Below are 14,765 nucleotides of genomic sequence, written 5' to 3' on the forward strand. Positions count from 1 at the left end.
AGTAGGACGTCGCCAAGCAATTAAAGCACGAGTCAATTGACTCGTGCTTTTTTTATTTCCTAAGAAATAGGGGGACATTGACCTAATAAAAATAGTGAAACATAGTAAGGGATTTTCTCTGCAGTAATGCCTAAAAATTGATAAATAAACGGATAATCCTCTGAGGCATAGCTTCCTAATAAGTCATACCACCAGTCAGTCTCGTAGCGAGAAATCATGCTTAAATTATAGAGCAGTAAATAGTGTATGAGTGGTTCGGGTAAGAAGGGTTTAGAATTTCTAGAATCATTCGTGATTGGCCAATAGTATGAGCCCGTATAGTAGTCATAGGCCAATGGTGTGCTATATAAAGGATTCCATGTGCGAACGGGAGCTGAGAATAACAAGTCGGATTCATTTGTTTCGTGAATTGTATGCTGTATAGAGAGATGTTTACAAGTTGTTTCGATGTAACGAGAAAATCTTTCCTTTGTCATATGTAAACGATCGAGTATGCTAGAGGGAAATGAAATATCGTGTGTATTTAATATATTGACTTTATATAACATCTGTCCTTTTCGACTATATTGGAATAGAGTTTGTAACTCAGGGATTTTCTCCATTTGCTCTAACATATTAAATTTTTCACCCTCTAAGTGTTTCATGTGAAACATTCGTTCTGCAATATGAGGGAACAGTCCGTTTTTTTGTACTTTAATCTCATCTTCTAAAAACTGATAACCCTGCTTTTTTCGTTTCCGTGTTGTTACCCCATGTGCTAAGACTGTGGTTGATTCTGGATAGTTTGGATCAATGGTTAACAAACATGCTTTAAAGAGCTGGCACATTCCGTAAAATAGTAACATTGGTCGAATAGAAAAAGGTGCTGTTTTACATAATTCGTAATAACTTTTCCCATGTTCTAAGTAATAGATAAAGGGATAACAATTTTCAAAACTTTTTTTTTCGGCATTTTTGATAGGTAATTTTTCATAGCAATGGGCAAGATAACGCTGTACGTTATGGGATGAAAAAAAGAAACTTACTTGCTGCCAAGTATGAGATGTATGATGCATATATTACGCTCCTTTTATTATCTAAAAATTCTAACATATTTCCACTTTCTTGACAGTATTTTAACCAATTGTTAAGCTACTAATAATAATTTCTGGTATCATAGGGGGAATAATTATGTGGGAATCTAAATTTGTTAAAGAAGGTTTGACATTCGATGATGTGTTACTTGTACCAGCGAAGTCAGATGTATTGCCAAGAGAAGTAAGTGTTAAAACAGTTCTATCCGAAAGTTTACAGTTAAATATTCCTTTAATTAGTGCGGGAATGGATACAGTAACAGAAGCGGATATGGCTATTGCAATGGCGCGTCAAGGCGGTTTAGGCGTTATTCATAAGAATATGTCTATCGAGCAACAAGCTGAGCAGGTTGATAAAGTAAAACGTTCTGAAAGCGGCGTTATTTCAGATCCTTTCTTTTTAACTCCAGATCATCAAGTATTTGATGCAGAGCATCTTATGGGAAAATATCGTATCTCAGGTGTACCAATTGTAAATAACTTAGAAGAGCAAAAATTAGTTGGTATTATTACAAACCGTGATATGCGTTTTATCCAAGACTACTCTATCAAGATTTCCGATGTGATGACAAAAGAACAATTAATCACAGCTCCAGTTGGTACTACGTTAGAAGAAGCTGAAAAGATCCTACAGAAATATAAAATTGAAAAGCTCCCTCTTGTTGATAATAACGGTGTATTACAAGGGCTTATCACAATTAAAGATATTGAAAAAGTAATTGAGTTTCCAAACTCAGCAAAAGATAAACAAGGCCGCTTATTAGTTGGGGCGGCAGTTGGTGTAACTGCAGACGCTATGCTTCGTATTGATGCATTAGTAAAAGCAAACGTAGACGTAATTGTACTTGATACAGCTCATGGACATCACAAAAATGTAGCTGACAAAGTAAAGGAAGTTCGAGAAAAATATCCGACATTAAACATTATTGCAGGTAACGTTGCTACAGCTGAAGCAACACGCGCATTAATTGAAGCTGGTGCAAATGTTATCAAAGTTGGTATTGGACCAGGCTCTATTTGTACAACACGCGTTGTAGCTGGTGTAGGTGTACCACAATTAACAGCAGTATATGATTGTGCAACAGAAGCTCGTAAGCATGGCATTCCAGTTATTGCTGATGGTGGTATTAAATACTCTGGTGATATGGTAAAAGCTTTAGCAGCAGGAGCACATGTTGTTATGCTTGGTAGTATGTTTGCCGGTGTAGGTGAAAGCCCAGGAGAAACTGAAATTTATCAAGGTCGTCAATTTAAAGTATACCGCGGTATGGGTTCTGTTGGAGCGATGGAAAAAGGAAGTAAAGATCGTTACTTCCAAGAAGGAAACAAAAAACTTGTTCCAGAAGGTATCGAAGGTCGTGTACCATATAAAGGGCCTTTAGCTGATACAGTCCATCAGTTGGTTGGTGGATTACGTGCAGGTATGGGATATTGCGGAGCAAAGGATTTAGAATTCTTGCGTGAAAATGCACAATTCATTCGTATGTCAGGTGCTGGTTTACGTGAAAGTCATCCACATCATGTACAAATTACAAAAGAGGCTCCAAATTACTCTTTATAATGTCTTATATGTAAATAGACAGAGATTTGATATCTCTGTCTATTTTTTTTTGATTATGTTAGAATAACGGTTATGTGAGTACAAAGATATTGGGGGTAACAGAAGTGAAAGGTATGCTTTGCAAGAGATTCATTGCGATGGTAACAGTGCTTACATTATTTTGCAGCATGTTTGTTACGTATAGCAGTGCATCAGCAGAAACAGGCCCTGCTTTAGATGTTGAAGCAGGAGCAGCGATTTTAGTAGAAGCAGATTCAGGGAAAATTTTATACCAAAAAAATGCAGATGAATTATTAGCAATTGCTAGTATGACAAAAATGATGAGTGAATACTTAGTTAATGAAGCTGTGGCAAAAGGGAAACTTAAGTGGGACCAAAAGGTAAAAGTTTCTGAATATGCACATAAGATTTCACAAGATCGCACATTATCAAACGTTCCATTAGAAAATGGTGGCTCTTATACGGTAAAAGAGTTATACGAGGCAATGGCAATTTACTCTGCAAACGGTGCAACAATTGCTTTAGCTGAAGCGGTTGCGGGTAAAGAAGTAGATTTCGTAAAAATGATGAATGATAAGGCGAAAGAGTTTGGATTAAAAAATTATAAATTCGTAAACTCTACAGGTCTAACAAACAAAGACTTAAAAGGGCAGCATCCTGAAGGCACAACACCAGATGAAGAAAATAAAATGTCTGCAAGAGATGTCGCGATTTTAGCGCAACGTCTGATTCAAGATTTTCCAAAAGTATTAGACACAGCGAAAATTCCGAAAAAAGTATTCCAAGAAGGTGGAAAATATCCTGTTAAAATGGATAACTGGAACTGGATGTTAAAAGGTCTTGTATTCCAATATGAAGGAGTAGACGGCCTTAAAACAGGTTCTACACCAGAAGCTGGAGATTGCTTTACAGGGACAGCAGAACGTAATGGTATGCGTTTAATTTCCGTTGTAATTAAAACGAATTCTCACCCAGCACGTTTTGCAGAAACAAAGAAACTTTTTGATTATGGATTTACGAATTTTGAAGTGAAAAAGGTATATCCAAAAGGGTCAGCAGTAAAAGGACATGAAACTGTACAAGTAAAAAATGCAAAAGATAAAGATGTTGCAGTTCAAACGAAACAAGCTGTTACACTTCCGATGCTAAAAGGAAGTAAAGATGTATATAAAACAGAATTTAAAAATATAAGTAAAGAAAAAGAAGCACCAATTAAAAAAGGGACAGCACTTGGACAAATGGTTATATCGCCTAAAGATAATAATGACCCTGGATTTTTATCAGGTAAGTCATTACAAGTAGATCTTGTAACAAATTCAGACGTAGAACAGGCAAACTGGTTTGTACGTTCTATGCGTGGTATTGGCTCTTTCTTTAGTGGTATGTGGAATAGTGCTGTTGATACAGTAAAAGGCTGGTTTTAAAAGCTCCTCATTGTAGGAGCTTTTTTTATTCCATTTTTCATATCGACTTTATGAAAAAGTAGTGGACAAGCATCTTATAGTTAGTGGTAGAATGTAAGAGTATTCTTAATTTTCGCCTTTAGCAGGGGAAAGTAATTCATCTAGGGGGGTTTTTGTATATGACAAATGTAACGGGAACAGAACGTGTAAAACGTGGAATGGCAGAAATGCAAAAAGGCGGCGTTATCATGGACGTAGTTAACGCTGAACAAGCAAAAATTGCAGAAGAAGCAGGCGCAGTTGCTGTTATGGCACTAGAGCGTGTTCCTGCGGATATTCGTGCAGCAGGTGGCGTTGCACGTATGGCGGATCCAACAATCGTAGAAGAAGTTATGGGTGCTGTATCAATTCCAGTTATGGCAAAATGCCGTATTGGTCATCTTGTGGAAGCACGTGTATTAGAATCATTAGGGGTAGACTACATCGATGAGAGTGAAGTGTTAACTCCAGCTGATGAAGTGTATCATTTAAATAAACGTGATTATACTGTTCCATTTGTATGCGGATGCCGCGATATTGGAGAAGCAGCGCGTCGTATCGCAGAAGGTGCGTCTATGCTCCGTACAAAAGGTGAGCCTGGAACAGGAAACATTGTAGAAGCAGTACGTCATATGCGTCAAGTCAATGCAGAAATCCGTCAAGTTGCGAGTCTTCGTGAAGACGAATTAATGACATATGCAAAAAATACGGGAGCTCCTTATGAAGTATTACTTGAAATCAAACGCCTAGGCCGCTTACCGGTTGTAAACTTTGCAGCAGGTGGTGTAGCAACGCCAGCAGACGCAGCATTAATGATGCAGCTTGGTGCAGATGGTGTGTTCGTTGGATCTGGTATTTTCAAATCAGAAAACCCAGAGAAATTTGCACGTGCAATTGTTGAAGCGACAACACATTATGAAGATTACGAGTTAATTGCAAGCCTTTCTAAAGGATTAGGTACTGCAATGAAGGGCGTTGAAATTTCGACGTTATTACCAGAACAACGCATGCAAGAACGCGGTTGGTAATCAAAGGAGATTTTGAAATGGTAAAAGTCGGTGTATTAGGTCTTCAAGGAGCTGTTCGTGAGCATGTAAAAGCAGTTGAAGCAAGTGGCGCAGAGGCTGTAGTTGTTAAACGTGTAGAACAGCTTGAAAAAATTGATGGTCTTATTTTACCAGGCGGTGAAAGTACAACAATGCGCCGTCTTATTGATAAGTACGATTTTATGGGGTCACTTCGTGAATTTGCGAAATCTGGTAAGCCAATGTTTGGTACATGTGCAGGTATGATTTTACTTGCAAACAAGCTTGTAGGCTATGAAGAATCTCATATTGGTGCGATGGATATTACAGTTGAACGTAATGCATTTGGACGCCAAAAGGATAGCTTCGAAGCAGCGCTTTCGATAAAAGATGTAGGAGAAGACTTTATTGGTGTATTTATTCGTGCGCCATATGTTGTCAATGTAGCTGATAACGTAGAGGTTCTTTCTATGCATAATGATCGAATGGTAGCAGTGAGACAAGGACCATTTTTAGCAGCTTCTTTCCATCCGGAATTAACGGATGACCATCGTGTTACAGCATATTTTGTACAGATGGTGAAAGAAGCAAAAATGAAAAAAATTGTATAAGTAACTTGCAACTTGTGTAAGATTATAGTAAATTGATGGTAACAATTTTATAAAATAAGCGTGTTGATAGGAAGTAGTAACAAATGTTGTTTCTTATAGAGAGTCGGTGGTTGGTGAAAACCGATAGAAACAGTTTGTGAATCCATCCTGGAATGGAATGTGGAATATCTTTATGATTAGTAAGCATTTCCGGTGAAGAGCCGTTATTTCTACTTGAGAGGAAAGCAACGGTGCTTTCAACTAGGGTGGCAACGCGGGTTAACTCCCGTCCCTTTTTACAGGGACGGGAGTTTTTTGTGTTTTATAAAACAAAAGGAGGAATATATAATGCTTGATATTAAATTTTTACGTGCGAATTTTGAAGAAGTAAAAGCAAAATTACAGCATAGAGGCGAAGATTTAACTGATTTCGGTCGTTTTGAAGAATTAGATACAAGAAGAAGAGAGTTGCTTGTTCAAACAGAGGAATTGAAAAGTAAACGTAATGAAGTATCTCAACAGATCTCTGTGTTAAAACGCGAAAAGAAAGATGCAGAGGCACTAATTTTAGAGATGCGTGAAGTAGGAGAAAAAGTAAAGGATCTTGACAATGAGCTTCGTATAGTTGAAGAAGATTTAGAAAGATTAATGCTTTCTATTCCAAATATCCCGCATGAATCTGCACCAATTGGTGAAACAGAGGATGATAACGTGGTAGCTCGTACTTGGGGAGAGGTAAAAGAATTTAACTTTGAACCAAAACCACACTGGGATCTTGCAACTGATTTAGGGATTTTAGACTTTGAGCGTGCTGCTAAAGTAACAGGAAGCCGCTTTGTATTCTATAAAGGTGCAGGTGCAAGATTGGAACGTGCTTTAATTAGCTTTATGCTGGATCTTCATACTGATGAACATGGGTATGAAGAAGTGTTACCTCCGTATATGGTAAACCGTGCAAGTATGACAGGAACGGGGCAGCTTCCAAAGTTTGAAGAAGATGCGTTCCTTATTGAGAGTGAAGATTACTTCTTAATTCCTACAGCTGAGGTTCCTGTAACAAATATGCACCGTGACGAAATCTTAAGCGCAGAGCAATTGCCAATTCGTTATGCAGCATTTAGCTCTTGTTTCCGTTCTGAAGCAGGATCAGCTGGACGCGATACACGCGGTTTAATCCGTCAGCATCAATTTAATAAAGTTGAGCTTGTGAAATTTGTTAAACCAGAAGATTCTTATGAAGAATTAGAAAAATTAACAAATGATGCGGAACGCGTGTTACAATTATTAGGTCTGCCATATCGTGTTATGAGCATGTGTACAGGAGATTTAGGATTTACAGCAGCGAAGAAATACGATATCGAAGTATGGATTCCAAGTTATGGAACATATCGTGAAATTTCTTCTTGCAGTAACTTTGAAGCTTTCCAAGCAAGACGTGCAAACATTCGTTTCCGTCGTGAACCGAATGCAAAACCAGAACCTGTTCATACATTAAATGGATCTGGTCTTGCGATTGGACGTACAGTTGCAGCAATTTTAGAAAACTATCAACAAGAAGATGGTACAATTATAATTCCAGAAGTTCTTCGCCCTTATATGGGAGGAAAAACAGTTATTAAGTAAATTAAAACTTTCATCGGTATGAGTGATTGGTAATTACAGGTGTTGTCAGTAGCAACATAAAGGGAAAGGAAAAGTAATATTTTCCTTTCCTCATAATTTATGATAGTAGGGTTGACTAACTGTTTTTCTTTTGTTATTATATTTGATGTCAATATGGAGGTATACCCAAGTCTGGCTGAAGGGATCGGTCTTGAAAACCGACAGGTGGCGAGAGTCGCGCGGGGGTTCGAATCCCTCTACCTCCTCCAGATATAATTGACAACAGCGCATATAAGTGGAGATTGGAGAACTCGTTACCAACACGTAACGAGTTTTTATTTTAAAACCAATCAGAAAGTATGATGTAAGGCTATTATCGCCTTAATAAACACTCATATTCCGATGATTATCTTCATAGATATGAAAGGAGTCAACATGGATCTTATTATACAAACGTTTCCTTTAGATGGAAAAACTTTATACTATGTACAATGTCCAGTCTGTAAGAACAATAGAATTTTAAATAGTGGTGCAAACGTATCGTGTATTATAAGTGATGATACATTCCGTAAGCTTTGCGGTTGTACTTGTAATGTGAAAAAAGCAGAAGCACCGAAAAAAACTGCGAAAAAAGAAGCAGCTCCAAAACGTACTGGTAAAGTATTGACAGCAGTTATTAATGGGAAAGAAATGACTGTTAAAGAAATTGCTGAAGCGTATGATATTAGTACGAGCACTGTTCGTCAGCGTATTAATGCTGGGAAGTCAGAGAGCGAAATTATTGCTTCAACGAAAAAGAAAAAGTAAATTAATAGGAAAACCCGTGCATATGCACGGGTTTTTTATTTTACAAGTTTGCGTGTTTGTTTTAAGAAATGACCAATTTTCTTAATGATCGGTTCAATTGAATCTTCACCTTTTAAAATATCGTATTCATTAATATTTAAGCGTAGGACAGGGCATGAATTAAAGTTATTAATCCAATTTTCATAACGTCCGTGCATTTCTTTCCAATATTCAATTGGTGTTTGTTGTTCCATTGGGCGACCACGTTCTTGAATACGGCTAACAATATCATCAAAGGAACCTTCTAAATAGATTAATAAGTCTGGATGTGGGAAGTAAGGTGTCATAACCATTGCATCGAACAATCCTTTGTATGTTTCATAATCTGTCTCTGTCATTGTTCCTTTTTCGTGATGCATTTTTGCAAAAATGCCAGTATCTTCATAGATAGAACGATCTTGTACAAAGCCTCCGCCATATTCAAAAATTCTTTTTTGTTCTTTAAATCGCTCCGCTAAAAAATAAACTTGTAAGTGAAAGCTCCAACGTGTGAAGTCAGCGTAGAACTTATCTAAATATGGATTAGAATCCACTTTCTCAAATGATGTCCGGTAACCTAAAGCGTTAGCAAGTGCAGTTGTCATAGTTGATTTACCCACACCAACCGTACCAGCGATTGTAATTACTGCATCATTGGGTATATCATATTTTTGCCTTAAATTCATTGCTATTTCGTCCCCTTTAAGAGTGTATTTTGGAGGGTGGATAAAATTACATTTAAGTCATCGCTATTCTTTACGAAATCTATATTATCTCCATTAAACTTCAAGACTGGGATATCGGGATGATCCTTTTTGAAAGTTTCCATTGCCGTTTCGTAATCTTTAGTGAGTTGTAGTAAGTAATTTGGATCCATATTTTTTTCGAATTCCCGCCCGCGCATTGCGATTCGTTTTTGCAATGTTTCAAGGCTTGCTGTTAAGTATACAATGACATTTGGTACAGGCATATCCTGCGTAAGAATACGATAAATTTGCATGTATTTGTCATATTGAACATCTTTTAATGTACGAGATGCAAAAATTAGGTTTTTACATATATGGTAATCCGCTACAACTGGTTTATGTTTCATTAAATACTTTATATTAATATCTTCCAATTGTTTATATCGATTACAAAGGAAGAACATTTCTGTTTGAAAACTCCATTCGTCAATGTTTTCATAAAACTTCCCTAAGAAGGGATTTTCATCAACAATTTCTTTTAATAAGTGGAGTTGCATGTGAGTTGAAATTTCCTTCGCTAGTGAAGTTTTTCCAACACCAATTGGCCCTTCAACCGTAATAAATGGTACTCCGGTCACGCTGTTTCCTCCTTTCAGTTCATAATTTACTGTAAATAAAAGCACAAAACAGAATTATTGTAGCATAAGAGGGAAGTGAACGGACTAATTTGTTATAAAAAGTTAGAAAATAGATATATACTAATCCAGTTTCAGTTGGAAAGAAGGCATAATATTTGCCTTTAATGTTGTCTCCATTATTTTCAAAGCGTGTATATTATCTTGATCGGAATTGGAGGCAATACAGTCCTGTGGTACAGAAAGAGAATAATTTCTCATATGGGCATCATTGGCTGTAAAAAGGATGCATATATTTCCTGCTATTCCTGTTACGATAAGGTTTTCAATTTTTAAATGCCCTAATAAAGAATTTAAAGGCGTTTCATAAAATGCGGAATAGTGTGGTTTAATAAAAACATAATCATCCGATTCGGGAGAGATTACTTGTATAATGTGTTTGCTATACTGATTTGTACAATGAGCGATAAGTTGATCGATATCAGCTCTCCATAGTTGATAATGATCGTTAACATAAATTACAGGATAACCCAATAGTTTCATGGTTTGTTTTAATTTTAAGATAGGTTCCACTATTATCTCGCACTTTTGCGCTAAAATAGGTCCGTGTGAGAATTTGAAGTCGTTAATCATGTCAACGATGAGTAATGCTGTATTTTTCATATGTAATCACCCTTCCTTTTTCTTTAGGTTGGATTGAATGGGGAAAAGTTATCCTACATGTGTAAGGAGAAGTGCGGCTAAATGAGATTTAGTGGTGAAGGAGCTATCGTATTTTATTCGTAATGAGAGGAATGTATTATGGAACAAGATATTTATTTTATGCAACGTGCAATAGAAGAGGCAAAGAAAGCTGAAGAGATACAAGAGGTTCCGATTGGAGCTGTTATTGTGCTAGATGGGAAAGTAATCAGCGCCGCCTATAATTTAAGAGAGACAGAGCAACGATCAATTGCTCATGCAGAGTTATTAGCTATAGATGAAGCTTGTAAAAAGTTAGGGACGTGGCGTTTAGAAAATGCAACATTATATGTTACGTTAGAGCCGTGTCCAATGTGCGCGGGTGGAATTGTTTTATCACGTGTGAAACGTGTTGTATATGGTGCAAGTGATCCAAAAGGTGGATGCGCAGGTACTTTAATGAATCTTTTAACAGACGAGCGTTTTAATCACCAATGTGAAGTGGTACCAGGTGTGATGGAAGAAGAATGTGGCATGCTGTTAACGAACTTTTTTAGAGAACTTCGTAAAAGAAGGAAAGAGCAGAAGGAAAAATTGGATAAAAATACTGGTGCCTAACATATTTGCAATTTATGAAGAAACAAGTTATACTGATAGTGCCTTATTCAAGGCAACCGAATATTGGTTTTAACTTTGCCGTGCTAAGCGGGGAGGTAGCGGTGCCCTGTACTCGCAATCCGCTCTAGCGAGGCCGAATCCCTTCTCGAGGTTATGTTGCTGTAAGGCCTGCCTTAAGTAAGTGGTGTTGACGTTTGGGTCCTGCGCAACGGGACCCCGTGAACCTTGTCAGGTCCGGAAGGAAGCAGCAATAAGCGGGTTTTCTCGTGTGCCGCAGGAGTGCCTGAACCGAGCTAACTGCTTAAGTAACGCTTATGGTACGTAATCGACAGAAGGTGCACGGCAGTTATATATGTATACAAAACTCACCTTATATAAAAAGGTGAGTTTTTTGTATAGAAAATAACTTTTGGAATCTATAAACAGAATGGGTTATAATATACAAGATAATAACCTTTGAGGGAGGCCGTATTTTCGTGTCATACCAAGCGTTATACCGGACATGGAGACCGCAAAAGTTTGAAGATGTAGTCGGTCAAAAGCACGTAACAAAAACGTTGCAAAATGCCCTTCTTCAAGAGAAAGCTTCGCATGCTTATTTGTTTTCTGGTCCGAGGGGAACAGGTAAAACGACAATTGCAAAAGTATTTGCAAAGGCAATTAACTGTGAGCATGCTCCAGTAGCTGAGCCTTGTAATGAATGTCCTGCGTGTTTAGGCATTACACAAGGGTCTATTTCGGATGTATTAGAAATTGATGCGGCTTCAAATAACGGTGTAGATGAAATTCGAGATATAAGAGATAAGGTAAAATATGCCCCAAGTGCAGTGAGATATAAAGTATACATTATTGATGAAGTTCACATGCTTTCTATGGGAGCTTTTAATGCGCTTTTAAAGACGTTAGAAGAGCCGCCACAACATGTTATCTTTATTTTGGCAACAACAGAGCCGCATAAAATTCCACCTACAATCATTTCACGCTGCCAACGCTTTGAATTTCGAAAAATATCAGTACATGATATTGTAGAAAGGCTAGCGACGGTTGTTACAAATGAGGGGACAAAGGTAGAAGATGAGGCGTTACAAATTGTTGCGCGTGCCGCTGAGGGTGGTATGCGTGATGCGTTAAGTCTTATCGACCAAGCTATTTCTTATAGCGATGGGATAGTTACAACTGAGGATGTCTTAGCGGTAACAGGTTCTGTTTCTCAACAATATTTAGGTAACCTTGTAGAATGTATACGTGAAAATGATGTATCAAGAGCATTACGCATTATTGATGATATGATGAGTAAAGGAAAAGACCCAGTTCGTTTTATGGAGGATTTCATTTACTATTATCGTGATATGCTCTTATATCAAACTTCGCCACAATTAGAACATATGTTAGAACGGGTAATTGTAGATGATCAGTTCTGTATGCTAAGTGAAGCGATGCAACCCGAGATGATTTATGAAATTATTCATACACTCAGTAAGGGACAACAGGAGATGAAGTGGACAAATCATCCGCGCATTTTCCTAGAAGTTGTTATGGTGCAACTTTGTCAGCAATTTATGGTGCAGGCAAATGGAACAGACCGTTTGCAGGCGATTATGAACAGAATGCAACAACTGGAAAAAGAATTAGAACACGTGAAGAAGAATGGTGTACCAGCTGGTGTGCAGCAGGAAGTAAGGGAAACGCGTTCAACACCAAAGCCAGTGCGGACAGGAAGTATGAAAATTCCTGTTGGGCGTGTGCATGAAGTGTTAAAGCAAGCGAAACGCCAAGATTTAGAGCAGCTAAAAGGCGTATGGGGTGAGTTGTTAGGAAGACTTAAATCCTATAATAAAGTGGCGTTTGCTGTATTGTTAGAGAATAGTGAACCAGTTGCAGCTTCTGAAGATTCTTATGTTTTAGCTTTCCAATATGAGATACATTGCAAAATGGCGAGTGAAAATCGTGATGCCATGGATACCGTAGAACAAGTTCTTTTTGAATTGCTGAGTAAAAGATTGAATATGATTGCGATTCCAAAGGCGGAATGGGGTAAAATTCGTGAAGAATTTTTACAACGCGAAGATGGAAATTCAGAAGAAGCTGCAGAGCAAAAAGTAGATCCCCTCGTAGAAGAGGCGGTAAAATTGGTAGGGCAACAACTTATTGAAATAAAAGAATAACAACAATTAGGAGGAATGTATTATGATGCGTGGCGGAATGGGAAATATGAATAACATGATGAAACAAATGCAAAAAATGCAAAAGCAAATGGCGAAAGCACAAGAAGAGCTTGGTGAAAAAACAGTTGAAGGTACAGCTGGTGGCGGAATGGTTACTGTTGTTGTAAATGGCCATAAGCAAATTCTTGAAGTGAAAATTAAAGAAGAGGTTGTAGATCCAGAAGATATTGAAATGTTACAAGATCTTGTGTTAGCTGCAACAAATGATGCACTTAAGCAAGCCGAGGAACTTTCAAACTCTACAATGGGACAATTCACAAAAGGCTTAAATTTACCAGGTGGAATGTTCTAGTAGGGGGATATTGACATATGCATTATCCAGAACCGATATCAAAACTTATCGATAGTTTCATGAAGTTGCCAGGAATCGGCCCTAAAACAGCTGTTCGATTGGCATTCTTCGTGTTAGATATGAAGGAAGATGACGTACTAGACTTTGCTAAATCACTTGTAAATGCAAAGAGAAATTTAACATATTGTTCTGTTTGTGGACATATTACAGATCGTGATCCTTGTTATATTTGTGATGATTCCCACCGTGATCAATCGGTTGTCTGTGTCGTACAGGAGCCGAAGGATGTAATTGCGATGGAAAAAATGAAAGAATATCAAGGTGTCTATCATGTATTGCGAGGTGCGATTTCCCCGATGGAAGGAATTGGACCAGAGGACATCAATATTCCACAACTTTTAAAAAGATTGCAGGATGAGACTGTGCAGGAAGTTATTTTAGCAACGAACCCAAATATTGAAGGTGAAGCTACAGCAATGTATATTTCTCGTCTCTTAAAACCAACAGGTATAAAAGTAACACGTATTGCTCATGGTCTTCCGGTTGGTGGAGATTTAGAGTATGCGGATGAAGTAACTTTATCTAAGGCCCTAGAAGGCCGTAGAGAAGTATAAGAGGAGAAGCTGAAATGTTTTTTCAAAAAAAGGGAAAGCTGCGTAAAGAATACGATGATAAGTTAATTGCTTTGTTAGAGAAAGTGAAAAACGAGTGGTTACGTCAAAAAAGAATGGTAGAGCAAAGTGTTGAACCATCGCAAAATGTGCTTTGTTCTTTAAAAATAGCAGAAGCAAAATATTTTTTCTTATTAAAAGAAGCGAAACGTCGTCCTGTAAAGATGGAACAATGGTAAAAGACTCTGATTTTTAAATCAGGGTCTTTTTTATTCCGCTATTCGCGGGTGGTAATACCTCGATTGTGAGGGCTTTTCATCAGTGGAGGATGAAGAAGATACTCATTAATTAAGGTGTTACTTTATGTAATTGAATGTTCTTTTTTACCTCCTTGTCCCATACAAATAGAGTGTATGAGTTATATAAGGAGGGGGAAAATGAATTCTACAATTATTATTGGTGGTATTCTTACTTTAGTGTTTGTTTTGTTAGTTTTTGGTGCCTCTACGAAACCGCTGCAGTTTATAGGGAGGATATTCATCAAAGTAATGATAGGTGTCGTACTGTTATTTGCTGTGAATGTAATTGGGACATACTTTAATTTTCATATTCCTATTAACATCGGAACAGCTTCTGTTTCTAGCCTTTTAGGGATACCAGGTATTTGTGCATTGGTCATTATTAAATTATATATAATGCCAGGATAAAAATATTTTGGCATGTATTAAAAAAATAAAAAAACAGTGTTGACTCATTAAGTGTTAATGTGGTAAATTAATAAGCGTCGTCAACAACGAAAGAAAAAAGATATTGACGAGTTAGATGAAAGATGTTATATTATGAAAGTCGCTGAAACGCGATGTTGAACTTTGAAAACTAAACGAAACAAACAACGTGAA

General features: G+C 37.5%; 16 protein-coding genes, 1 tRNA gene, 1 other RNA gene and 1 other annotated feature. Of the genes, 14 read left to right on the forward strand and 4 right to left on the reverse strand.

Going from position 1 to position 14,765, the window contains the following annotated elements:
- Positions 1-59: 59 nt before the first annotated feature.
- A complete protein-coding gene (locus COO03_RS18225) occupies positions 60-1,055 on the reverse strand; it encodes a YaaC family protein (protein WP_097898514.1) in 996 nt (331 codons plus the stop codon).
- A gap of 115 nt (positions 1,056-1,170) precedes the next feature.
- On the opposite strand from COO03_RS18225, the gene guaB reads away from it, so the two are divergent.
- From guaB to COO03_RS18260, 7 genes are all read left to right on the forward strand, one after another.
- Positions 1,171-2,634: an IMP dehydrogenase gene (gene guaB, locus COO03_RS18230; RefSeq protein ID WP_097898515.1), complete on the forward strand. Its 1,464-nt coding sequence runs from the start codon at positions 1,171-1,173 to the stop codon at positions 2,632-2,634.
- 104 nt (positions 2,635-2,738) lie between these two features.
- Positions 2,739-4,058 (forward strand): D-alanyl-D-alanine carboxypeptidase family protein, encoded by a 1,320-nt coding sequence (locus tag COO03_RS18235; protein ID WP_097898516.1) that lies wholly within the window; start codon positions 2,739-2,741, stop codon positions 4,056-4,058.
- A gap of 158 nt (positions 4,059-4,216) precedes the next feature.
- The gene (pdxS, locus tag COO03_RS18240; protein ID WP_017150471.1) at positions 4,217-5,104 is read left to right on the forward strand and encodes a pyridoxal 5'-phosphate synthase lyase subunit PdxS; all 888 of its coding nucleotides are present in this window, start codon (positions 4,217-4,219) and stop codon (positions 5,102-5,104) included.
- A gap of 17 nt (positions 5,105-5,121) precedes the next feature.
- Complete coding sequence (gene pdxT / locus COO03_RS18245; protein WP_097898517.1) at positions 5,122-5,712, forward strand: pyridoxal 5'-phosphate synthase glutaminase subunit PdxT; 591 nt, start codon at positions 5,122-5,124, stop codon at positions 5,710-5,712.
- Positions 5,713-5,766: 54 nt separating this feature from the next.
- Positions 5,767-5,988: a binding site (T-box leader), on the forward strand.
- Positions 5,989-6,039: 51 nt separating this feature from the next.
- Positions 6,040-7,314, forward strand: coding sequence for a serine--tRNA ligase (serS, locus tag COO03_RS18250; protein ID WP_097898518.1), 1,275 nt, complete (start codon positions 6,040-6,042; stop codon positions 7,312-7,314).
- A 155-nt stretch (positions 7,315-7,469) separates the two neighbouring features.
- Positions 7,470-7,562 (forward strand) — tRNA-Ser (locus COO03_RS18255).
- A 166-nt stretch (positions 7,563-7,728) separates the two neighbouring features.
- Positions 7,729-8,100, forward strand: coding sequence for a DUF3797 domain-containing protein (locus COO03_RS18260; protein ID WP_097898519.1), 372 nt, complete (start codon positions 7,729-7,731; stop codon positions 8,098-8,100).
- A gap of 35 nt (positions 8,101-8,135) precedes the next feature.
- On the opposite strand, the gene COO03_RS18265 is transcribed toward COO03_RS18260, so the two are convergent.
- The 3 genes from COO03_RS18265 to COO03_RS18275 form a co-directional block, all read right to left on the reverse strand.
- On the reverse strand, positions 8,136-8,804 hold the full coding sequence (locus COO03_RS18265; RefSeq protein ID WP_097898520.1) for a deoxynucleoside kinase: 669 nt from the start codon (positions 8,802-8,804) through the stop codon (positions 8,136-8,138).
- Between the two features lie 2 nt (positions 8,805-8,806).
- Entirely contained in the window at positions 8,807-9,442 is a 636-nt protein-coding gene (locus COO03_RS18270; RefSeq protein ID WP_097898521.1) for a deoxynucleoside kinase, read from the reverse strand.
- Between the two features lie 120 nt (positions 9,443-9,562).
- Positions 9,563-10,102, reverse strand: coding sequence for an isochorismatase family cysteine hydrolase (locus tag COO03_RS18275; RefSeq protein ID WP_097898522.1), 540 nt, complete (start codon positions 10,100-10,102; stop codon positions 9,563-9,565).
- A gap of 138 nt (positions 10,103-10,240) precedes the next feature.
- On the opposite strand from COO03_RS18275, the gene tadA reads away from it, so the two are divergent.
- From tadA to COO03_RS18310, 7 genes are all read left to right on the forward strand, one after another.
- Entirely contained in the window at positions 10,241-10,738 is a 498-nt protein-coding gene (gene tadA, locus COO03_RS18280; RefSeq protein ID WP_097898523.1) for a tRNA adenosine(34) deaminase TadA, read from the forward strand.
- A gap of 78 nt (positions 10,739-10,816) precedes the next feature.
- Positions 10,817-11,081: signal recognition particle sRNA large type (ffs, locus tag COO03_RS18285), an RNA gene on the forward strand.
- A 133-nt stretch (positions 11,082-11,214) separates the two neighbouring features.
- A complete protein-coding gene (gene dnaX, locus COO03_RS18290) occupies positions 11,215-12,903 on the forward strand; it encodes a DNA polymerase III subunit gamma/tau (protein ID WP_097898524.1) in 1,689 nt (562 codons plus the stop codon).
- Between the two features lie 25 nt (positions 12,904-12,928).
- Positions 12,929-13,255: a YbaB/EbfC family nucleoid-associated protein gene (locus COO03_RS18295; RefSeq protein WP_170958198.1), complete on the forward strand. Its 327-nt coding sequence runs from the start codon at positions 12,929-12,931 to the stop codon at positions 13,253-13,255.
- A gap of 17 nt (positions 13,256-13,272) precedes the next feature.
- Positions 13,273-13,869 carry a recombination protein RecR gene (recR, locus tag COO03_RS18300; protein ID WP_011983166.1) on the forward strand — a complete coding sequence of 199 codons (597 nt, stop codon included), beginning with the start codon at positions 13,273-13,275 and terminating at the stop codon, positions 13,867-13,869.
- Between the two features lie 14 nt (positions 13,870-13,883).
- Complete coding sequence (locus COO03_RS18305) at positions 13,884-14,105, forward strand: YaaL family protein (RefSeq protein WP_097898525.1); 222 nt, start codon at positions 13,884-13,886, stop codon at positions 14,103-14,105.
- A 198-nt stretch (positions 14,106-14,303) separates the two neighbouring features.
- The gene (locus COO03_RS18310; protein ID WP_097898526.1) at positions 14,304-14,573 is read left to right on the forward strand and encodes a pro-sigmaK processing inhibitor BofA family protein; all 270 of its coding nucleotides are present in this window, start codon (positions 14,304-14,306) and stop codon (positions 14,571-14,573) included.
- Positions 14,574-14,765: the final 192 nt, after the last annotated feature.

Source organism: Bacillus sp. AFS098217, assembly GCF_002551815.1.
Classification (GTDB): domain Bacteria; phylum Bacillota; class Bacilli; order Bacillales; family Bacillaceae_G; genus Bacillus_A.